Raw genomic sequence first — 20842 nt, forward strand, 5'->3', positions numbered from 1 at the left:
CTCCCGCCCGCCGCGCGAATCGACGCGTACGCCCTGATCGCTTGGCCCACTGCAAGGAACCCTGCATGTCTTCACGTACCTGGCTACTCTCCCTCTGCGCTGCGGCGCTGTTGCCGCTGACCGCCACCGCCGCCCCCGAGCGCACCTTCCCCAGCGAAGAAGGCCAGCTCACCGTCAGTACCCTGGCCGAGGGGCTGAAGAACCCCTGGGCGCTGGCGTTCCTGCCCGACGGGCAGGGCATGCTGGTGACCGAGCGCCAGGGCAACCTGCGCATCATCAGTGCCGACGGCAAGGTCGGTTCGCCGTTGAGCGGCGTGCCGCAGGTGTGGGCCAAGGGGCAGGGCGGGTTGCTCGACGTGGCGCTGTCGCCGCAGTTCGAGCAGGACCGCATGGTCTACCTCTCGTATGCCGAAGGCGGGGGTGATGGCGACACGGCCGGTACTACCGTGGGGCGCGGCCGCCTGTCGAGCGACAACCTGCGCCTGGACGACTTCAACGTGATCTTCCGCCAGCAGCCCAAGCTGTCCAGCGGCAACCACTTCGGTTCGCGGCTGGTGTTCGACCGCGACGGCTACCTGTTCATCGCCCTGGGCGAGAACAACCAGCGGCCCACCGCCCAGGACCTGGACAAGCTGCAGGGCAAGGTGGTGCGCATCCTGCCCGACGGCCAGGTGCCCAAGGACAACCCCTTTGTGGGCCAGAGCAACGTGCGCCCCGAGATCTGGTCGTATGGCCATCGCAACCAGCAGGGCGCGGCATTGAACCCGTGGACAGGCGAACTGTGGACCAACGAGCACGGGCCTCGCGGCGGCGACGAGATCAACATTCCCAAGCCGGGCAAGAACTACGGCTGGCCCCTGGCGACGCACGGCATCAACTACTCGCTGCTGCCGATACCCGAGGCCAAGGGCAAGCGCGTCGAGGGCGCGGTGGACCCGCTGCACGTGTGGGAGAAGTCCCCGGCCATCAGCGGCATGGCGTTCTACGACAACCCGCGCTTCAAGGCCTGGGACCACAACCTGTTCATCGGCGCGCTGGCCGCCCAGGAGCTGATCCGCCTGCAACTGGATGGCGACAAGGTGGTGCATGAAGAGCGCCTGCTGGGGCAGTTGAATGCGCGTATTCGCGATGTGCGGGTGGGGCCGGACGGCTTTCTCTATGTGCTGACCGACGAGAGTGACGGTGCGCTGCTGAAGGTGGGCCTGACGCAGTAAGCGGTGGCGCGTGCTTCGCCGGCAAGGCCGGCTGCTGCAGGCGAAGCACGCCCCGCAAACCTCACTGATGCTACCCTTGGCCTTTTTCCGCACAGGCCCCCGGCATGTCCAGCCTCACCCCGCTGTCGTTGTACCAGCAATCCATCGAGCTCAATGGCTTCGTCCCCGACGCTGCGCAGCAGCATGCCGTCGACTGCCTTCAAGCCTGCTTCGAGGCTCTTGAGCGCGGCGAGGTGGCGCGTGGGGTATACCTGTGGGGCCCGGTCGGGCGCGGCAAGACCTGGCTCATGGACCAGTTCCACCGCTGCCTGCAGGTGCCCGCCCGCCGCCAGCACTTTCACCACTTCATGCGCTGGGTGCATCAGCGCCTGTTCCAGCTCAACGGCACCGCCGACCCCTTGCAGGCCCTTGCCCACGGCCTGGCCGAAGAGATCCGCGTGCTGTGCTTCGACGAACTGTTCGTCAACGACATCGGTGACGCCATCATTCTCGGTCGCCTGTTCCAGGTGCTGTTCGACAGCGGCGTGGTCATCGTCGCCACCTCCAACCAGCCGCCGGCGCAGCTCTACGCCGACGGTTTCAATCGCGAACGCTTCGTGCCGGCGATTGCCGCCATCGAGCGGCACATGCACGTAGTGGCGGTGGACGGCGGCCAGGACCATCGCCTGCATCCCGGTGCCGAACTGCAACGCTACTGGGTGCGCCAGCCGGGCCAGCCCAGCGCGCTGGCCCAGGTGTTCGAGCAGTCGAGCGCGGGTGAACCGGTCAGCCGCGAGGACCTGAGCCTGGGCTACCGCACGGTCAAGGTGGTGCGACGCAGCACCTCGGCGGTGTGGTGCACTTACAACGAACTGTGCGAGCAGCCCCTGGCCGCCATGGACTTCATGGCCCTGTGTGATCGCTTCAAGGTCATTCTGCTGGGCGAAGTGCCTGCACTCGGGGCCCGGCAACGACCGGGCAGAATCGCCCGCGGCACCGAGGACGGCGCCGAGCGGGTAGTGGCGGGGGATCGCGAACTGCCGCAGCTGTCGATTCACGACGACAGCGTGCGGCGCTTCATCGCGCTGGTCGATGAATGCTATGACCGCCGCGTGGCGCTGTACGTGGAGGCCGAGGTGGCACTCGAGGCGCTGTATACCGAAGGCTACCTGGAGTTCCCATTCCGTCGCACCCTCAGCCGGCTGCGCGAGATGCAACTGCAACGCTTCTGCTGAAGCCGCTCAGCTGTGCACCCAGCCCAGGGTCAACAGCACCAGCACCAGGTAACGCCCGGCCTTGGCCACGGTCACCAGCAGCATGAAACGCCAGAATGGCTCGCGCATGATCCCGGCGATCAGCGTCAGCGGGTCGCCGATCACCGGCATCCAGCTCAACAGCAGCGACCACTGGCCATAGCGCTGGTAGCGCTGCTGGGCCCTGTCCAGCTGGGCCTGGCTGAACGGAAACCAGCGCTTGTCGCGCAAGTGCTCGATACCCCGACCCAGCAGCCAGTTGACCACCGAGCCCAGTACATTGCCGGCGGTGGCAATCGCCAGCAGCAGCAACCAGGCATCAGGTTCGTGCAGCAGCAGCCCGACCAATACCGCCTCGGACTGCAACGGCAGCAGGGTGGCGGCGCCAAAGGCGCTGAGGAACAGCCCCCAGCCGCTCAGCATGGCGCCGTGCTCACGGGTAGTTGGCGACCACTTCGTCGGTGCCGTCGCGGGTCAGGCCGATGACCTGGTAGGCATCCTTGTGATCGCCCATTTCCATGCCTGGCGAGCCCATCGGCATGCCCGGCACGGCCAGGCCGCGCAGGTCGGGACGCTTGGCCAGCAGCTGGATCTGCTCGGCCGGCACATGGCCCTCGACGAACTTGCCGTCGATCACCCCGGTGTGGCACGACGCCAGGCGCGGCGCCACGCCCAGGCGCTGCTTGACTGCACTCATGTTCGGCTCCACATGGTCATTCACGCTAAAGCCGTTGTCGCGCAGGTGGCTGATCCATTCCTTGCAGCAACCGCAGTTGGGGTCGCGGTACACATCGATGGTCTGGCCGGCCTGGGCCAGCGCACTCATGGCCAGCAGGCCGAAGGCAACGAAATTCTTTTTCAGCATCGTGGATCTCCGGGGCCGCCGTCAGGGCAACCCGCGTCTCGAATGATCGGTGGTCGGTCAGTGCAACAGGGTAACCGGGCTCATGGCTGGAGCATAGCCGGGTGAAGCTGTCGCCAGACTGAGCGCTGCATTACAGATTTGTAAGGTAGGACACTGCCTGCGTGACCTGTGGGAGCACTCGCTCCTCTAACCCCAAACGATGGCGTCGTGCCTGGTCAGGGCGACCATCGGTGATGGAGTACCACAGTCAATCAAGGAAACATGACCCATGCAGGCACTCAAGGCCTACTTCAAGCGTCACGGGCACGAGCCGTTCCGGTTCGGTGAAGGGCGTATCAGCGGCTACCTGTCGGCCATGCTCGGCTTGCTCAGCCTGCTGGCGGTGCTGTGCTTTCTGTTCCCGCAGTGGCTGACCTTCGGCGAGTTCCGCAAGGTCTACAGCGAGCAGTTCGCCCGCACCCTGCTGCTGGCCGGGCTGGTGCTGGCGTTCAGCCTGGGCACCCTCAACATCCTGCTCAACCGGCGCAAGCGCCTGGGCTTCACCGGCATCAGCGCGGCGGGCCTGGCCGTGTTTCTGGGCGGCACCAACATTCAGACCGAAACCATCGGCCAAACCCCGTATTCCCTTGGCCTTGACTGGTTCGTGCTGGCGCTGCTGGTTTCGGCGATCATCTTCATCCCGCTGGAAAAGCTCTACGCCAAGGACCCGCAGCAGAACATCCTGCGCCCGCAGTGGCGCACCGACCTGAGCTACTTCTTCGTCAGTCACATGCTGGTGCAGTTCATCCTGATCTTCGTCACCGCCTCGTCCACCTGGCTGGCCGGCTGGGTGGTGTCCGAAACGCTGCAGGCCAAGGTGCAGAGCCTGCCGATCGTGGTGCAGTTCGTGCTGGCGGTGTTCGTCGCCGACCTGGGGCAGTACTGGCTGCACCGCCTTTACCACGTGGTGCCGTGGATGTGGCGCTTCCATGCGGTGCACCATTCCAGCACCGCGATGGACTGGCTGGCCGGCTCGCGCATCCATTTCGCCGAAATCCTGCTGACCCGCACCGGCGTGCTGGTACCGCTGATCCTGCTGGGCTTCTCGCCGCAGGCGATGAATGCCTACGTGATCCTGGTGGGCGTGCAGGCGGTGCTGGCGCATGCCAACGTGCGAATCGACGGCGGCTGGCTGAACTACGTGCTGGTGATGCCGCGCTACCACCACTGGCACCATGCCCGGCACAAGGACTACATCTACAAGAACTACGCGATCCACCTGCCCCTGGTCGACATGCTGTTCGGCACCTTCAAGCTGCCGCGCAAGGAATGGCCGACCCGCTACGGCGTGTTCGGCAAGGACCTGCCCGAAGGCATCGTGCGCCAGCACCTGTACCCGCTGCAAAAGCCCGAGCCCAAGGCCTGATAGCCCTTTGCCCGCTGCCCCATGCTGCGTTAGCCTTGCCGGGTGAACGGCATTGGGGCCAGGAGTATCCATGGACAACGTGATCATCATTACCGGCGCCGGTCGCGGCATTGGCGCGGCCACTGCGCTGGCCGCTGCGCGGGCCGGCTACCGCATCTGCATCAACTACCTTGCTGATGACGCCTCGGCCCATCGCGTGCTGGAGCAGGTGCGCGCGCTGGGTGCCGAGGCGATCACGGTGCGCGCCGATGTCAGCGTCGAGGATGAAATCATCCAGCTGTTCCAGCGTGTCGACAAGGAACTGGGCCGGGTCACGGCGCTGGTCAACAACGCCGGCACCATCGGCCACCAGAGCCGGGTGGAAGAGATGTCCGAGTTTCGCCTGCTCAAGCTGATGAAAACCAACGTGGTGGGGCCGATGCTGTGCGCCAGGCATGCGCTGCAACGCATGTCGACCCGCCATGGCGGGCCGGGCGGTGCCATCGTCAACGTGTCATCGGTGGCCGCGCGGTTGGGTTCGCCCAACGAGTATGTCGACTACGCCGCCTCCAAGGGCGCGCTGGACACCTTCACCCTGGGCCTGGCCAAGGAAGTGGCGGGCGAGGGCGTGCGTGTCAATGGCGTACGGCCGGGCTACATCTTCACCGACTTCCATGCCCTCAGCGGCGATGCCGAGCGGGTTCGCAAGCTGGAACCGGGCATCCCCATGGGCCGTGGCGGGCAGGCGGCCGAAGTGGCCGAAGCGATCCTGTGGCTACTGTCGGACAAGGCCTCCTACACCACCGGCAGCTTCATCGACCTGGGCGGTGGGCGCTGAGCGCGCAGCATGGCCAAGGATATCGACAACCCGTGCATTTCGGCGTGCAAGCTCAGCGGCGAGCTGTGCGTGAGCTGCGGGCGCAGCAAGGACGAGATCAAGCAGTGGAAGCGCATGAAGCGGCCCGAGAAGATGGCCACGGTGGAGCGGGCGGCCAAGCGCCTGAAGGCCCTGAAGAAGAAAAACAAGCGCTAGGCCGCAGGTAGCGCGCCATCCTGACGCGCCCCCAGCGGTGGTCAGTGGGTGTTGACTAGGTCCTCTTCCTCCAGCCCGCGCGAGGCGCGGCCGACCAGCAACGGGTCGGGCTGGTGGGCGACTTTCGGGTCCTTGTCGGGGTAGTCCAGCGTGTGCAGGAAGTGGCGGATGCAGTTCAGGCGCGCGCGCTTCTTGTCGTCCGACTTGATCACGGTCCACGGCGCATCGGCAGTATCGGTGTGGAAGTACATCGCCTCCTTGGCGGCGGTGTACTCGTCCCACTTGTCCAGCGACTTGATGTCGATGGGCGAGAGCTTCCAGTGCTTGAGCGGGTCGTCACGGCGCGAGATGAACCGGCGCAGTTGCTCTTCGCGGTTCACCGAGAACCAGAACTTGAACAGCAGGATGCCGCTGTTGCACAGCATGCGTTCAAGCTCCGGGGTCTGACGCATGAACTCCAGGTACTGCATCGGCGTGCAGAAGTCCATCACCCGCTCGACGCCGGCGCGGTTGTACCAGGAGCGGTCGAAGAAGACCATTTCACCGGCGGTGGGCAGGTGCTGGATATAGCGCTGGAAGTACCACTGGCCCTTCTCCTGGTCGGAAGGTTTTTCCAGGGCCACGATACGTGCGCCACGCGGGTTCAGGTGCTCCATGAAGCGCTTGATGGTGCCGCCCTTGCCGGCGGCATCGCGGCCTTCGAACAGCACCACGATGCGCTGGCCGGTGGCTTTTACCCAGTTCTGTACCTTCAGCAGCTCTATCTGCAACTCATGCTTGGCCTTTTCGTACTCGGCGCGGCGCATGCGGTTGCGGTAGGGGTAATTGGCGGGCAGGGCGGCAGACACGCTGTCTTCGTTGGAGCCGCGACGCGGCGCACTGGCCACCTGCAGCGCGGCAGGCTCGTGGCTGATGGCACTGATTTCGATTTCGGCAGGGATCACCTGAGCAGGCTTGCGCGGGGCGCGTGGGCGGCGCGAACGAGTGACGGCCGCTTTGGGCGTGGCCGGCGAACTGCTGTCGTTGGACGAGGCGGATGGCAGGGGCAGGGGGTGTACGGTGGATTCTTCGCTCATGGTGGGCCTGTTTTGCGTTCTGATTTCCTCTATCTAGTGTAGGAGTGTGATTTTGCGATCTGTTGATCCTGGTCAATAGCGTGGAGGCAAGTGGCCATATATCACGCGGTAACGGTGGTGCTGCAATCGCGGGTCAAGCCCGCTCCCACAGAAACCGTCGAACCTGTGGGAGCGGGCTTGACCCGCGATTGCAGACGGCACGGTCTCAGATCTGCACCAACCGCCCCGCATGCTCGGCCGGCAACCGATCCCCACGCCCGAACAGCTTGTGGCGCAAGGTGCCCGCCTCATACTCGGTGCGATAGCGCCCGCGCCGCTGCAGTTCCGGCACCACCGTGTCGACCACCGCCTGCAGGTCATCCGGCACCACCGCGTAGGTGAGGTTGAAGCCGTCGATGCCGGTGGCATCCAGCCACTGCTCCAGCTGGTCGGCAATCTCCACCGGCGACCCCAGCAGCACCGGGCCACGCCCGCCCAGGCTGACGAACTCCGCCGCCTCGCGCACGGTCCAGCGCCGGTTCGGGTCCGACCTGGTAAAGGCGGCCAGCGCCGTGCGCCCGGCATCGTTCTCGATGTACTCGATCAGCGCATCCGGCTCCAGGTTGGAAAAATCGATCCCGGTCCAGCCCGACAGCAAGGCCAGCGCCGCCTCGATATCCACGTACTGGCGGTACTCGTCCAGCCTGGCCTGGGCCGCTTCGCGCGTGTCACCCACGATCAGCAGCGCCTGCGCGTATATCAGCACCTCGTTCTCCTGGCGCCCGGCCTCGCGCGTGGCCTGGCGAATGCCGTCCACATAGCTGCGCAGTACCGTCTGGGTCGGGCCGCTGATGAACACGCATTCGGCGTGGGTAGCGGCAAAGCGCTGCCCGCGTGCCGAGGCGCCGGCCTGGAACAGCACCGGGGTGCGTTGTGGCGATGGTTCGCTCAGGTGCACGCCAGGCACCTGGAAGTGCGCACCGGCATGCCCGATCGGATGCACCCGCGCAGGCTCCACGAACACCCCGCGGCCCCGGTCGCGGACCACTGCATCGTCGTCCCAGCTCTTCTCCCACAGCTTGTAGAGCACCTGCAGGTACTCCTCGGCCAGCTCGTAACGCTCGTCGTGGGCCAGCTGCCGGGCCAGCCCCAGGTTGCGCGCGGCGCTGTCCAGGTAGCCGGTGACGATGTTCCAGCCCACCCGCCCGTCGCTCAGGTGATCGAGGGTCGACATGCGCCGGGCGAACGGGTACGGGTGCTCATAGGTGAGGCTGAAGGTGATGCCGAAGCCCAGGTGCTCGGTGACCCCGGCCATGGCCGGCACGATCAGCAACGGATCGTTCACCGGTACCTGCACGCCGCCGCGCAGGGCTGCGTCGTGGCTGCCCTGGTACACGTCGTACACGCCCAGCACATCCGCGATGAACAGCGCGTCGAAACGTCCGCGCTCCAGCAGCCTGGCCAGCCCGGTCCAGTAGCTCAGGCGATTGAAATCGCTGCTGGTGTTGCGTGGGTGGCGCCATAGCCCCGGCGACTGGTGCGTGGCGGCGTTCATGCTGAAGGCGTTGAAACGGATGGGCTTGGACATGCTCGAATCGCTCGCGGTCAAGGCAGTACGGAGACGGGGTACACGGCGTCGGCGACCTTGAGCGGCTTGGGAATCAGGCCCAGGCCCTGGAAGGTGTCCGCCAGCTTCTGCTGTTCGGCCGTGATCTCGGGGGTGATGGCCACCGCGTTGTAGTTGCGACGCTCGCTGGCCACTTCCAGCACGTCGGCGCCGATACCCAGTTGCGGAGCCAGCAGGGCCGCCACTTCCTTGGGTTTTGCGTTGGCCCAGTTGCTGACCTTGCCCAGCTCGGTGAAGAAGGTCTTGAGCACACCACGGTTCTCGTCGGCAAAGGCTGGCGAAGACAGGTAGAAGGTGCGGTTGTTGGTCAGCCCGGTGCCGTCGCGCAGGGTCTTGAGGCCGGGTTGTTTTTCCGCTGCGGCGAGGAAGGGGTCCCACAGGGTCACGGCCTTGACGCTGCCCGATTGCAGGGCGGCCACGGCATCGGCGGCGTTGTTGACGTAGGCCGGGTCGATGTCCTTGTAGCTCAGGCCGGTGTCCTGCAGGGCCACGGCCAGCAGATACTGGGCATTCCAGCCGCGACCGGTGGCCACGCGCTGGCCCTTGAGGGCGGCGATATCGGCGACCTTGTCCTGCTCGCGCACCACAATGCCGATGCCGCGCGGGTAGGGCTGTTCGGCGGCCAGGTACACCACCGACTTGCCCGACGCCTGGGCGAACACCGACGGCGCATCGGCGGCGTGCCCCAGGTCGATGGCGCCGGTGCTCAGGGCCTCGAGCAACTGCGGGCCGGCGGCGAACTCGTACCAGCTGACCTTGATGCCTTGCGGCGCCAGGGCTTTTTCCAGGGCGCCGGAGCCCTTGAGAATGTTGACGCTGTTGAACTTCTGGTAGCCGATACGCAGGTTCTTGGTTGGCTCGGCGTAGGCGGCCGGGCCAGGCAGTACCAGGCTGGCGAGCGCGGCAAAGGCACCGCCAAGCAGCACGCGGCGCAGGGTCGAAGGAGGTTTGTTGGACATGGTGAGGGCTCCGCAGGCGGGTTCGTCAGGTGTTTTCTGGTAGGGCCTGAAAGTAAAGGCTGACGCCCGCGGAGTGCAATTTTTTTATTACTTTTAGTTAGAACAAATAGTTATTTTTATATCCTTTTTGAATTTATCGGCCGCGCCAGTCGCCCACAAAAAAGCCCCCGACGGGTCGGGGGCTTTGGGTGTGCATCAATGCATGAACAAGGCGATCAGAATGATGATCGGGATAGGCACACCGAGGAAGAACAGCAGTATCGAGCGCATGGTGAATCTCCTGTCAGAGGGTACGGGCAGTGGTGGGGTCGACGCGCACCGGGTCGGCCGTCAGGAACACGGCGGCATCACGGCGACGACCACCCCAGATGGCGAACAGGCTGGCGAAGAACGCGCCGCACAGCAGGGCCACGAACATCCACAGCGCAGAGGCGGCAGCGGCCTTGCGTGCGGCGTCGGCCAGTTGCTTGGCCTCTTCGATGGCCTGGCGGGCTTCGGCGAACACGGTGTCGATGCGCTGTTCGGCTTCTGCCTGGCTGATCTGGGTGCGCTGGGCAATCACGTTGGCCAGGTAGGTACGGTCTTCGGCGTTCAGCTGGCCGTCGGCCAGGCCACGCACGAAGATGCGCGCGGCAATGCCGTGGGCCGCGTCATCGGTGACCGCCACCGGGCGTTCGTCACGGAACAGCATGTCGATGAAGTAGGCCGAATCGTCATTGCTCGCCTTGCTGCTGTTGGCAGCCGCGCCGGCACCGGCTGCAGCCACGCCAGAGGCCGCCATCGCGCCGGCCTGGACGCCGCCGCTCACCACCGAGCTTACCGAACCCACCACCAGCACCGCAGTTACCAGCGTGGCAAAGGCCCAGGCCAGGAAACCGTGGGCGGTATCGCGGAAATACACTTCATCGCCATGCAGGTTGGCCCATTTGACCCGCAGCCGCCCGGCGATGTAGCCGCCCAGGCCCGAGGCAATGATCTGCGTCAGCGCCAGCCACACGATGCTCGAAATACCCAGTTGCTTGGCCGTGGCGCCATCACCCGGCCACGGCGAGACAGCCGAGAACCCCAGGCCGAAGCCCAGCACGATAAGGATCAGCGACAGTGCGGCGGCACCGGTGGCACCGGCGAAGATGGCCGCCCAGGACACCCCTGAGTGGCTGGAGGTGTCCCCCGCGGGGACGGCGTAGGTATCGGCACTTGTAATCATTGTTGGTGCTCCAGTCATGAAATGGGTCTTCCCCCTCCTGTAGAGCAGTTGCTGTGCCAAATGCTACGAAACATTTATCCTTTCAAAATCAATCAGTTGTAAAACCGAACCGTCCTAAGGCCATGCAGCCTGCATGAGTGCCCGTTTTGCCTCATGCAAATTGCAACCTTGCGCCCGACGGGGATTCCCCACACCCCGCCTGGTGGCTTACCCTAGCCGCCGGTTGGCGCCAGTGGGCGTCACGCATTCCTGCCGTTGGAGCTCTAGCATGTATCAAGACACCGCCACCGTGACCGTCAGCGCCGAATACGCAGGCAAGGAGACCGAGGCCGTGGACAATGCCAATGTGTTGATCGGGTTGAAGGTCGATGGCGAAACCCGCTTCACGGTCGAGTTCAACGGCAAGCTGGACGCCCCGCAGGACCCCACCCACATCTGCGTCACCCTGAGCAACGGCCTGTCCTATCACGGCGAGATCACCGATGGCAGGGCCGATGAAGTGGGTGGCTACATCGCCTTCGACTGCGACGGCATCGACCCGGCACTGCTTGGCTGATTCGGCCGTTCAGGCCCGGTCAGCGGCAGGAGCGCAGCCTTGCGCTCCTGCCAGAACCCTCCCGCCGGCTCATCCAGCAAAATAATTGCACTCAAGCTGCATTTTTTTGCGTTGGAGCCCATCCCCGCTTTTGTTCAGACTGCGCGCATCCGAACCCCCGGATTTCCATCTCCAGGGACGGAGCCCTTTGCGTATTGCCCCCTCGCGATACAAAGCCCCCTCGTCTTGGGCGGGCTTCTTTTATTTCAACAGGTACCAGGTCGTCGCATGTCCACCCGCCGTCTGAACAACTGGCTCGATCGCTTCATCCCCGCCGCGTTGCATATCCCGCCCAAAGAGTGGCTGCGGGCCGGCCTTGGCGCCGTGCTCGGCCTGCTGGTGGCCGGCGGACTGTGCAGCGTGCTGTTCGGCAACGCCGTCACCCTGCACCTGATGGCCCCGCTGGCTGCGTCGGCGGTGCTGCTGTTCGGGGTGTCCTCGGGCGCACTGTCGCAGCCCTGGCCGCTGCTGGGCAGCTACAGCTGCGCGATGCTGGTGGGCCTGGTGCTGCACCACTGGCTGGGCGCGAGCCTGGTGGTGGTGTGCATGGCGCTGGTGCTGGTGGTGCTGCTGATGTGCCTGCTGCGCTGCCTGCACCCGCCGGGCGCGGCACTGGCGGTCAGCCTGGCGATGGCCGACCCGTCGCTGGCGAGCCTGGGCGCCCAGGTGGTCGAGCCGGTGCTGCTCAATGCCCTGTGCCTGCTGCTGGTGGCAGTGGTGTACAACCGCCTGACCGGCGTGCGCTACCCCAAGATCGTCGCCCCGCGGCCCGACCTGCACCGTACCCAGGATGCGCCCGTGAGCGAGCGGGTAGGGGTGAGTGCCGGCGACCTGGACCGCGCATTGAATGAACTGGGCGAGTTCGTCGACGTGACCCGTGATGATCTGGAGCGCATCATCCTGGCCACCGAGCGCCATGCCTTGCAGCGCAGCCTGGGCGGCATGACGGCTGCCCGGGTGATGTCGCGCGACGTGCAGTCCGCCAGCCCGGACACCACGCTTGAGCAAGCCTTCAAGATGCTGGGCGAGCATCGCCTGAAGATCCTCCCCGTGCTCGACGAGGCGCGCCAGCTGGTGGGTATCGTCAGCGTCGGCGACCTGCTCGATTCGGCAATGGCCGCACGCCGTTTCAGCTGGCGCGCGCTGTTCGGCCGGCGTCGCCCGGTGCGCCTGGAACAGGTCATGACCAAACCGGTACGCAGCGTGAACAGCGACGAACCGGCGGTGGCCCTGATCCCGCTGCTGTGCGACCAGGGCCTGCATTGCCTGCCGGTGCTCGAAGCCGGGCAACTGGTCGGGGTGGTCACCCAGACCGACCTGATCGGCGCGCTGCACCAGCAACTGCTGCAGCGCGAGCAGGCCGGTCTAGATCAGCGGGTCCCAGCGCTGGGACCAGTCACTGTCCCCCGCGACCACGCCGCGTAACAGGCCAAACGCCTGTTGCAGCGCTGCCGAGTCGCGCTCGCGGGCGTACACCAGGTAGGTCGGGTAGGTGAACTCCGGCGCCTGCGGCACCCGTTCGAGCACGCCGCAGTCCAGGTAGCTCTGCACCACGCGGGCGCGAAAGTAGCCGCTGCCGCCGTGTTCGAGGATGTACTGCAAGGCCATCGGGCCGAGGTTGAAGCTCAAGGCAGGGCGCGCGTGCTCGGGCAGCGCTGCGTCATGCTGGCGGCGGAACGCCTCGCCCCAGTCGATGTAGATATACGGCTCGGGCTGGCCGGCACGGCGCACGCACACCAGCTTCTCTTCCAGCAGTTGCTCCACCTGCACCCCCGGGCCGTACCCCGGCTGGTACACCAGCGCGGCATCCAGCAGGCCCATGTCCAGTTTGCGCAGCAGCGTGTCGCTGTCGCCCACCTCGCTGCGGATGGCATGGCTGGGCACCTCCTGATGCAGTACGCGAACCCAGTCCAGCAGCAGCGGGTTGCACAGGCTGACTTCGCCGCCGATGTGCAGCACCTGGTAGCCGCCGGCGGGCAACGGCAGGTCGCGCCGCGCCGCCTCCCAGGTGTGCACCAGCTGGTTGGCGTAGGCCACGAAGCCCTTGCCGTCGGCGGTCAGGCTGGCGCCGTTGCGGCTGCGCACGAACAATTGGCAGCCGAGCAACTGCTCGAGCTTCTGCACCCGTGCGCTGATCGCGGTCTGGGTCACGTGCAGGTGCTCTGCGGCGGCCACCAGGCTGCCGCTGCGCACGATTTCGATGAAGGTACGCGCCAGGTCGATATCCATGGGGGCCTCGTGTTCTACCAGTGCACAGTCTAGAGCTTTCAGTGCCCTTGTAGGAGCCGGCCTTGCCGGCGAAGGCCACGCAACGGATTTTGCGTCAGGCACAAAACCCCTTAGCCTAGGGCGACTACACCGCCGGAGCGCGCCTTGAACCCCACCTTCGCCTCGTTGAGCCTTGCGCACCTGCGTACCCTCGACACGCTGTTGCAGCTCAAGAACCTCAGCCATGCCGCCGAGCGCCTGGGCAGCAGCCAGTCGGTGCTCAGCCGCCAGCTGGCGCACATGCGCGAAGCCTTCGACGACCCGCTGCTGGTTCGCCAGGGCCGCGGCTATGTACTCAGCGAACGGGCGCAGGCGCTGGTGCTGCCCCTGCGCCAGGTACTGGGCGAGCTCGACGCCCTGCGCCAACCCGAGGCCTTCAGCCCGCAGCGCTGCGAGCGGCGATTCTGCCTGGCCGCCTCCGACTACATCGCCGAACACATGCTGCCGTTGCTGGTCAGCCGCCTGGCCGAGCAGGCGCCGGGGGTGTCGATCGACTACCGCAGCTGGTCGCCGGACCAGTTCGAACGCCTGGCCAGCGGTGAAATCGACCTGGCCACCACGCTGTTCGACAGCGCCCCGGCCAACCTGCACGGGCGCATGCTCGGCGAGGATCGCGCGGTGTGCCTGATGCACCGCGAACACCCGCTGGCCCGGCACGCCGAGCTGAGCCAGGATGACTACCTGGCCTGGGGGCACGTGCGCATCTGTGGCGGCGGCGACAAGGACAGCTTCATCGACCGCCACCTGCGCGGCCAGGGCCTTGCCCGGCGCATCACCCTGCAGGTGCCGTTCTTCTCGGCGGCGGTGCAGGTGGTGTGCGCCAGCCAGACACTGGTCACCGTGCCCGAACACATCGCCCGCCAGCTCAGCCGCCTGCACCCGGTGGTGTGGTGCCCGCTGGCGTTCGTCGAACACACCCAGCGCTACTGGGTGGTGTGGCACCAGCGCCTGCAGGCTTCGGCCGAGCACCGCTGGTTTCGTGCGCAGGTGTTCGAGCTGTGGCAGCAGTCGCAGTTCGGCGTCACCGGCAGCTATGTGGATTCGCCATAGCAGCTATGCGCGGCGCGGCGTGTTTCAGCGGCCAGCCAGCGCCTAGACTCGCTGGCACTGCAATCACCCCCACAGGAGCCAGCGCGTGAGCCCAGAAGAATTTCGCCAGCAAGGTCACCAACTGATCGACCGCATCGCCGATTACCGTGCCAATGTCGCCAGCCTGCCGGTCATGGCCCAGGTCGAGCCGGGCTACCTGAAGAATGCCTTGCCCCAGGCCGCGCCGCAGCAGGGCGAACCCTTCGAGCAGATCCTCGCCGACGTGGACCAGCTGGTGATGCCCGGCCTGTCGCACTGGCAGCACCCGGACTTCTTCGGCTACTTCCCCTCCAACGGCACGCTGTCTTCGGTGCTGGGCGACTTTCTCAGCACCGGCCTGGGCGTGCTCGGCCTGTCGTGGCAGTCGAGCCCGGCGCTGAGCGAGCTGGAGGAGACCACGGTCGACTGGCTGCGCCAGATGATCGGCCTGTCCGGTGCCTGGAGCGGGGTGATCCAGGACACCGCCTCCAGCAGCACGCTGGTGGCGCTGATCTGCGCCCGCGAGCGCGCCAGCGACTACGCGCTGGTCAAGGGTGGCCTGCAAGCGCAGGCCCGGCCGCTGATGATCTACACCAGCGCCCAGGCCCACAGCTCGGTAGACAAGGCCGCGCTGCTGGCCGGCTTCGGCAAGGACAACATCCGCTACATCGAAGTCGACCAAGCCTTCGCCATGCGCCCTGAAGCGCTGGCAGCGGCCATCGAGCAGGACCTTGCCGCAGGGCTGCAACCGTGCGCGGTGGTCGCCACCACCGGCACCACGGCCACCACCGCCCTCGACCCGCTCGAACCGATCGGCCGCATCGCCCGCGCCCATGGCCTGTGGCTGCATGTGGACTCGGCCATGGCCGGTTCGGCGATGATCCTGCCCGAATGCCGCTGGATGTGGACCGGCATCGAGCAGGCCGACTCCATCGTGGTCAATGCGCACAAATGGCTGGGGGTGGCGTTCGACTGCTCGCTGTATTTCGTGCGTGACCCGCAGCACCTGATCCGTGTGATGAGCACCAACCCCAGCTACCTGCAGTCGGCGGTCGATGGCGAAGTGAAGAACCTGCGCGACTGGGGCATCCCGCTGGGGCGCAGGTTTCGTGCATTGAAGCTGTGGTTCATGTTGCGCAGCGAAGGCGTGGAAGGCTTGCAGCAACGCCTGCGCCGCGACCTGGGCAATGCTCGCTGGCTTGAACAGCAGGTAGGTGCGGCCCCGGGCTGGGAGGTGCTGGCGCCGGTGCAGTTGCAGACCCTGTGCATTCGTCACCAGCCTGGCGGGCTGGAAGGCGAGGCACTGGACCGCCACACCCGCGCCTGGGCCGACCGGCTCAATGCCTCGGGCGCGGCGTATGTGACCCCGGCGACGTTGAACGGGCAGTGGATGGTGCGGGTGTCGGTGGGCGCGTTGCCCACCGAGCGCGAGCATGTGGCAAGGCTGTGGGAGGGGTTGCAGCAGGTGGTCAAGGGCTGATCCCTGCGGCCCCTTCGCCGGCAAGGCCGGCTCCTACCGATAGTAGGCGCCGGCCTTGCCGGCGAAGAGGCCCATGAAAAGTACAACCTTGCCTCTGGAAGGTGCATTTTCCCCCCGTCACACCCATCCCATACTGGCCCTGCATCCGCCGCTAGCTGCCCACCTCGCAGCCCGGCCCGGACATCCAATAATAAGCAGGGCCCTCCATGAAAAAGCCAAACCCGCTGCTTGAAGACCTCAAGCCACTGTTGCCGACCATCGCTGCCAACGCCGCCCGTGCCGAGCAGGATCGCCAGGTACCCGCCGAAAACATCGCGCTGCTCAAGGGCATCGGCCTGCACCGCGCCTTCCAGCCCAAGCTGTATGGCGGCCTGGAAATTTCCCTGCCCGAATTCGCCGACTGCATCGCCGCGCTGGCCGGTGCCTGTGCCAGTACCGCCTGGGCCATGAGCCTGCTGTGCACCCACAGCCACCAGCTGGCGATGTTCCCGGCCCGGTTGCAGGAAGAGATCTGGGGCACCGACCGCGACGCCACTGCCAGCAGCAGCATCGCGCCGTTCGGGCGTATCGAGGAGGTCGAGGGCGGCCTGCTGTTCAGCGGCGAGATGGGCTGGAGCAGCGGCAGCGACCATGCCGAATGGGCCATCGTCGGCTGTCGCCGCGCCAACGCCGAAGGCACCCAGGACTACTGCTTCGCCGTGCTGCCGCGCAGCGACTACGTGATCCGCGACGACTGGCACGCTGCGGGCATGAAGGGCAGCGGCACCAAGACCCTGCTCATCGACAAGGCCTTCGTGCCCGAGTACCGCATCCAGAAAGCCAAGGACATGATGGAAGGCAAGTCCGCCGGCTTCGGCCTGTACCCGGACAGCAAGGTGTTCTATTCGCCGTACCGGCCGTACTTCGCCAGTGGCTTTTCCACGGTCAGCCTGGGGGTGGCCGAGCGCATGCTCCAGGCCTTCCGCGAGAAGACCGCCAACCGCGTGCGCGCCTACACCGGCGCCGCGGTTGGCGCAGCCACCCCCGCATTGATGCGCCTGGCCGAGTCCACCCACCAGGTGGCCGCCGCGCGGGCTTTTCTCGAAAAAACCTGGCAGGAGCACGCCGACCACAGCGCCCGCCACCAGTACCCCAGCCGCGAGACCCTGGCGTTCTGGCGCACCAACCAGGGCTATGCGGTGAAGATGTGCATCCAGGCCGTGGATCGCCTGTTCGAAGCCGCGGGCGGCACCGCCTGGTTCGAGGCTAACGAGATGCAGCGCCTGTGGCGCGACTCGCACATGACCGGCGCCCATGCCTACACCGACTACGACGTCTGCGCGCAGATCCTCGGTCGCGAGCTGATGGGCCTGGAGCCCGACCCGAGCATGGTGTGAACACCGCGCCCTGCCCATAACAACAACGTACGGCTGCCCTGGCGGCAGCCGGGGAGTCTTGCATGTCTACTGAACCTGCCGTGGCCTTCGACAGCCGCGCGTTCCGCCGCGCCCTGGGCAACTTCGCCACCGGCGTCACCGTGGTCACCGCCGCCGATGCCGCGGGCAACAAGGTCGGGGTCACGGCCAACAGCTTCAATTCGGTCTCGCTGGACCCGCCGCTGATCCTCTGGAGCCTGGACAAGCGCTCCAGCAGCCTCGCGGTGTTCGAGGCCGCCAGCCACTTTGCGGTGAACATCCTGGCCGCCGACCAGATCGAGCTGTCGAACAACTTCGCCAAGCCACGGGAGGACCGCTTTGCCGGCATCGAGCACCGGGCGGGCGAGGGGGGCGCACCGCTGCTGGCCGATTGCGCCGCGTGCTTCCAGTGCGAACGCCATCAGCTGCTCGACGGCGGTGACCACTGGATCATGCTGGGCAAGGTGGTAGCGTTCGACGATGGCGGGCGTTCGCCGTTGCTCTACCACCAGGGTGCGTACTCGATGGTGCTGCCGCACACCCGCATGACCCGACGCGAAGAGGGGCAGGCCCCCAGCAGCCATTTTCAGGGGCGCCTGAGCCACAACCTGTACTACCTGATGACCCAGGCGCTGCGTGCCTACCAAGCCAGTTACCAGCCGCGCCAGCTGTCCAGTGGCTTGCGCACCAGCGAGGCGCGCATGCTGATGGTGCTGGAGAACGATGCGGGGTTGAACCTGGCCGACCTGCAGCGCGAGGTGGCGATGCCGGCGCGAGAGATCGACGAGGCGGTGGCCAACCTCAAGCGCAAGGGGCTGGTGTGCGACAGCGAGGCGGCCGGGCATGTGCGCCTGAGCGTGGCCGGCATCGACCAGACCGAGGCCCTGTGGACGATTGCGCGCGAGCAGCAGGACACGGTATTTGCCGCGTTCAGCGACGAGCAGATCGAGACGTTCAAGACGGTGCTCAAGGCAGTGATTCGCGCGTGAGCCAAAGGCTTTGCCAAGGACGGCCCCTGTAGGCGCCAGCCTTGCTGGCCAAGCGCTTTCAACCCATCGGCGAGCACAGCTCCACCAGCACCCCGGCCGGGCAGCGCAAGTAGGAAACCGTCTGGCCCCAGGGCTTGCTCTGCGGCGCCCTGATTTCCTCGGCGCCGTTGACCAGGGCATTGGCGTGGGCCGCCGCGACCTTCTCGGTCACCAGCGCGATCTCCATGCCCAGGGGCTTGTGGCTGTTGCTGGCGGCAACGAAACCTTCCGGGAAATTCGACTCGCCCAGTTCCAGCGACGCGAAGGCCAGGGTGGTTGGCCCGGTGTCCAGCTCGCCGTAATCGCCGGACTCATGCAGAAAACGACGCTTCAGGCCGAAGGCATTCTCGAAGAAGCTCAACGATGCCTCGACATCGGGTACATAAACGATGGTGTAGCCCAGTTTCATACACATTCCTTGTCGGTGGTTTCTGTAGGGGCCGGCCTTGCCGGCGAAGCAGCCGGCACGGGCCTAAGCCCCGGTTTTTTTCGCTTTGGTGGCACGGGGTCGCTTGCCGGCCGTGGCACTGCTCTTGCGCTTCTTCTTCCACGGCGCGCCGCCGCGCCCGGCCGGCACCGGCGGCCCTGAAATGCGCAGGCTCATGCCCGAGCAGCGCTCCACCTGCTTGCTCATCCACGCCGACTGCTTGGCCACGAACGCTTCCAGGCTCATTTCGCCGCTCTGCACCATGTCCAGCGCCTGCTCCCAGATCGCCGTGGTGCCAGGGTCGGCAATCGCCCTTGGCACCGCGTCGATCAGGCTGAACGCCGCCGGCGTGGCCGACAGCGCCTTGCCCTGCTTGACCAGGTAGCCCCGGTCGAGCAGGCCCTGGATGATCCCGGCGCGGGTCGCTTCGGTGCCGATGCCGGTGGTGTCCTTGAGCTTCTGTTTAAGGCGCGGGTCGTCCACCAGCTTGGCGACGTTCTTCATCGCCTTGATCAGGTCGCCTTCGGTGAAGGGCTTGGGCGGTTGGGTCCACAGGTCCTTGAGGTTGACCCCGGCCACCTCGCACAGCTGACCCTCGTGCAATGCCGGCAGCACTTGCGCCACCGGCGCCTCGCGGCCCTTGGGCGGGGTCAGGGCTTCGGGCAGCGCGCGCCGCCAGCCCGGCTCGACGATCTGCTTGCCCACCGCACGCAGCGCCTGCCCGGCGCAATCGAAGTCGGCCTGGGTGCGGTCGTATTCATGGTTGGGCAGAAACTGCGCCAGGTAGCGGGCACGAATCAGCACGTACACCGACTTGTGCTTGGGCGGCAGGCGCGCCGGGTCGAGCGCGGCGGCGGTGGGGATGATGCCGTGGTGGGCGCTGACCTTGGCGTCGTTCCACGCGCGTGAGCGGCGTTGCGCCTGCAGGTGCGGCTGCAAGGGCGCCAGGCTCGGGTCGGCGCGCCCCAGCGCGGCAAGAATCGCCGGCGCCTCGGCGTGCTGGCTCAGGGGCAGGTAGCCACAGTCGCTGCGCGGGTAGGTGATGACCTTGTGGGTTTCGTACAGCGCCTGGGCGATGTCGAGGGTTTCCTGGGCGCCCAGGCCGAATTTCTTCGAGCACAGCTCCTGCAGGGTGCCCAGGTCGAAGGGCAGCGGCGCTGCCTCGCGCACGCGCTCGGTGGTCAGCGTCAAAAGGCGCGCCGTGGGCGCCGCCTGGATGGCCGCAGCCGCCTGCTGCGCGAACGCCTGGTTCAGGCAGCGGCCCTGGTCGTCGCACAGCTCGTCGGGCGCACGCCACTGGGCATTGAACACCTCGCCGGCGCTGCGCAACTGCACATCGATGGCCCAGAACGGCACCGGCACGAAATCGGCGATGCTGCGGTCGCGGTCCACCACCAGGCGCAGTGTCGGGGTTTGCACCCGGCCCACCGGCAACACGCCCTGATAGCCGGACTGGCGGCCGAGCAGGGTGAACAGCCGGCTCATGTTCATGCCGATCAGCCAGTCGGCACGCGAGCGGCCCAGGGCCGAGTGGTACAGGTTGAAGGTGGCGGCGCCGGGCCTGAGGGCGGCCAGGGCCTTGCGGATCGAGGCGTCGTCCAGCGCCGACAGCCACAGGCGCTGGATCGGCCCGCGATAGCGGCAGTGCTCCACCAGCTCGCGGGCGATCATTTCGCCCTCGCGGTCGGCGTCGGTGGCAATCACCAGTTCGGCCGCCTCGCCGAGCAGGCGCTTGACCGCCTTGAACTGGGCGGCCGTCCTGGGTTTTACCAGCATTTTCCATTGCGCCGGGATGATCGGCAGGTCGGCCAGCGACCAGCGCTTGTAACGGGCATCGTAGGCGTCGGGCGGGGCGGTTTCGAGCAGGTGGCCGATGCACCAGGTCACCGTGACGCCCGTGCCGACCCAGCAACCGTCGCCGCGGCGGCTGGCGCCAAGGACCTTGGCGATGTCCTTGGCCTGGGAGGGTTTTTCGCAGAGGTACAGGCGCATGGCCGAGTGAGCTC

General features: G+C 66.4%; 20 protein-coding genes. 11 read left to right on the plus strand and 9 right to left on the minus strand.

The features are described 5' to 3' along the window. The first annotated feature begins 65 nt into the window (after positions 1–65). Both JZZ72_RS20985 and zapE read left to right on the plus strand, forming a co-directional pair. Positions 66–1214, plus strand: a complete 1149-nt coding sequence (locus tag JZZ72_RS20985; protein WP_043861128.1) for a PQQ-dependent sugar dehydrogenase — start codon at positions 66–68, stop codon at positions 1212–1214. 104 nt (positions 1215–1318) lie between these two features. Then, on the plus strand, positions 1319–2428 hold the full coding sequence (zapE, locus tag JZZ72_RS20990; protein WP_210015086.1) for a cell division protein ZapE: 1110 nt from the start codon (positions 1319–1321) through the stop codon (positions 2426–2428). Positions 2429–2434: 6 nt separating this feature from the next. Here the strand turns inward: zapE and JZZ72_RS20995 are convergent, their stop codons facing one another. Both JZZ72_RS20995 and JZZ72_RS21000 read right to left on the minus strand, forming a co-directional pair. Continuing rightward, entirely contained in the window at positions 2435–2869 is a 435-nt protein-coding gene (locus JZZ72_RS20995; RefSeq protein WP_043861126.1) for a YqaA family protein, read from the minus strand. 10 nt (positions 2870–2879) lie between these two features. Then, positions 2880–3311 carry a DUF411 domain-containing protein gene (locus tag JZZ72_RS21000; RefSeq protein WP_043861125.1) on the minus strand — a complete coding sequence of 144 codons (432 nt, stop codon included), beginning with the start codon at positions 3309–3311 and terminating at the stop codon, positions 2880–2882. 268 nt (positions 3312–3579) lie between these two features. Here JZZ72_RS21000 and JZZ72_RS21005 point away from each other — a divergent pair, with 268 nt between their 5' ends. The 3 genes from JZZ72_RS21005 to JZZ72_RS21015 all read left to right on the plus strand — a co-directional run bounded on the left by JZZ72_RS21005 (position 3580) and on the right by JZZ72_RS21015 (position 5728). Beyond that, a complete protein-coding gene (locus JZZ72_RS21005) occupies positions 3580–4716 on the plus strand; it encodes a sterol desaturase family protein (RefSeq protein ID WP_043861124.1) in 1137 nt (378 codons plus the stop codon). A 70-nt stretch (positions 4717–4786) separates the two neighbouring features. Then, positions 4787–5533, plus strand: coding sequence for an SDR family oxidoreductase (locus tag JZZ72_RS21010; protein WP_043861123.1), 747 nt, complete (start codon positions 4787–4789; stop codon positions 5531–5533). A gap of 9 nt (positions 5534–5542) precedes the next feature. Further along, positions 5543–5728 carry a DUF1289 domain-containing protein gene (locus JZZ72_RS21015; RefSeq protein WP_043861122.1) on the plus strand — a complete coding sequence of 62 codons (186 nt, stop codon included), beginning with the start codon at positions 5543–5545 and terminating at the stop codon, positions 5726–5728. Positions 5729–5769: 41 nt separating this feature from the next. Here JZZ72_RS21015 and ppk2 read toward each other — a convergent pair whose 3' ends face one another. The 4 genes from ppk2 to JZZ72_RS21035 all read right to left on the minus strand — a co-directional run bounded on the left by ppk2 (position 5770) and on the right by JZZ72_RS21035 (position 10576). After that, positions 5770–6804 carry a polyphosphate kinase 2 gene (gene ppk2 / locus JZZ72_RS21020; protein WP_043861121.1) on the minus strand — a complete coding sequence of 345 codons (1035 nt, stop codon included), beginning with the start codon at positions 6802–6804 and terminating at the stop codon, positions 5770–5772. Between the two features lie 205 nt (positions 6805–7009). Beyond that, on the minus strand, positions 7010–8371 hold the full coding sequence (locus JZZ72_RS21025; protein WP_210015087.1) for an LLM class flavin-dependent oxidoreductase: 1362 nt from the start codon (positions 8369–8371) through the stop codon (positions 7010–7012). A gap of 17 nt (positions 8372–8388) precedes the next feature. Then, the gene (locus tag JZZ72_RS21030) at positions 8389–9369 is read right to left on the minus strand and encodes an aliphatic sulfonate ABC transporter substrate-binding protein (protein ID WP_100632474.1); all 981 of its coding nucleotides are present in this window, start codon (positions 9367–9369) and stop codon (positions 8389–8391) included. Positions 9370–9652: 283 nt separating this feature from the next. Continuing rightward, on the minus strand, positions 9653–10576 hold the full coding sequence (locus JZZ72_RS21035; RefSeq protein ID WP_088514877.1) for a hypothetical protein: 924 nt from the start codon (positions 10574–10576) through the stop codon (positions 9653–9655). 268 nt (positions 10577–10844) lie between these two features. Between JZZ72_RS21035 and JZZ72_RS21040 the strand changes: the two genes are divergently transcribed. Further along, a complete protein-coding gene (locus JZZ72_RS21040; protein WP_043861117.1) occupies positions 10845–11132 on the plus strand; it encodes a hypothetical protein in 288 nt (95 codons plus the stop codon). Between the two features lie 267 nt (positions 11133–11399). Beyond that, entirely contained in the window at positions 11400–12596 is a 1197-nt protein-coding gene (locus tag JZZ72_RS21045) for an HPP family protein (RefSeq protein WP_043861116.1), read from the plus strand. Here the strand turns inward: JZZ72_RS21045 and JZZ72_RS21050 are convergent. Next, positions 12537–13400: a LysR family transcriptional regulator gene (locus tag JZZ72_RS21050; RefSeq protein WP_116053531.1), complete on the minus strand. Its 864-nt coding sequence runs from the start codon at positions 13398–13400 to the stop codon at positions 12537–12539. The two genes, JZZ72_RS21045 and JZZ72_RS21050, sit on opposite strands and share 60 nt — an antisense overlap. A 144-nt stretch (positions 13401–13544) precedes the next feature. Between JZZ72_RS21050 and JZZ72_RS21055 the strand changes: the two genes are divergently transcribed. The 4 genes from JZZ72_RS21055 (at position 13545) to JZZ72_RS21070 (ending at position 18370) form a co-directional block, all read left to right on the plus strand. Then, positions 13545–14489 (plus strand): LysR family transcriptional regulator, encoded by a 945-nt coding sequence (locus tag JZZ72_RS21055; RefSeq protein WP_043861114.1) that lies wholly within the window; start codon positions 13545–13547, stop codon positions 14487–14489. Positions 14490–14574: 85 nt separating this feature from the next. Further along, complete coding sequence (locus JZZ72_RS21060; RefSeq protein WP_210015088.1) at positions 14575–15987, plus strand: DOPA decarboxylase; 1413 nt, start codon at positions 14575–14577, stop codon at positions 15985–15987. Positions 15988–16193: 206 nt separating this feature from the next. Then, a complete protein-coding gene (locus tag JZZ72_RS21065; RefSeq protein WP_043861112.1) occupies positions 16194–17363 on the plus strand; it encodes a p-hydroxyphenylacetate 3-hydroxylase oxygenase component in 1170 nt (389 codons plus the stop codon). 62 nt (positions 17364–17425) lie between these two features. After that, positions 17426–18370 carry a p-hydroxyphenylacetate 3-hydroxylase reductase component gene (locus JZZ72_RS21070; RefSeq protein WP_043861111.1) on the plus strand — a complete coding sequence of 315 codons (945 nt, stop codon included), beginning with the start codon at positions 17426–17428 and terminating at the stop codon, positions 18368–18370. A gap of 58 nt (positions 18371–18428) precedes the next feature. On the opposite strand, the gene JZZ72_RS21075 is transcribed toward JZZ72_RS21070, so the two are convergent. Further along, complete coding sequence (locus JZZ72_RS21075; protein WP_054916504.1) at positions 18429–18818, minus strand: VOC family protein; 390 nt, start codon at positions 18816–18818, stop codon at positions 18429–18431. A 63-nt stretch (positions 18819–18881) separates the two neighbouring features. Then, complete coding sequence (locus JZZ72_RS21080) at positions 18882–20828, minus strand: DNA topoisomerase III (protein WP_100632478.1); 1947 nt, start codon at positions 20826–20828, stop codon at positions 18882–18884. Positions 20829–20842 lie beyond the last annotated feature (14 nt).

The sequence above is a fragment of the Pseudomonas palmensis genome (genome assembly GCF_017848315.1).
Lineage (GTDB): Bacteria > Pseudomonadota > Gammaproteobacteria > Pseudomonadales > Pseudomonadaceae > Aquipseudomonas > Aquipseudomonas palmensis.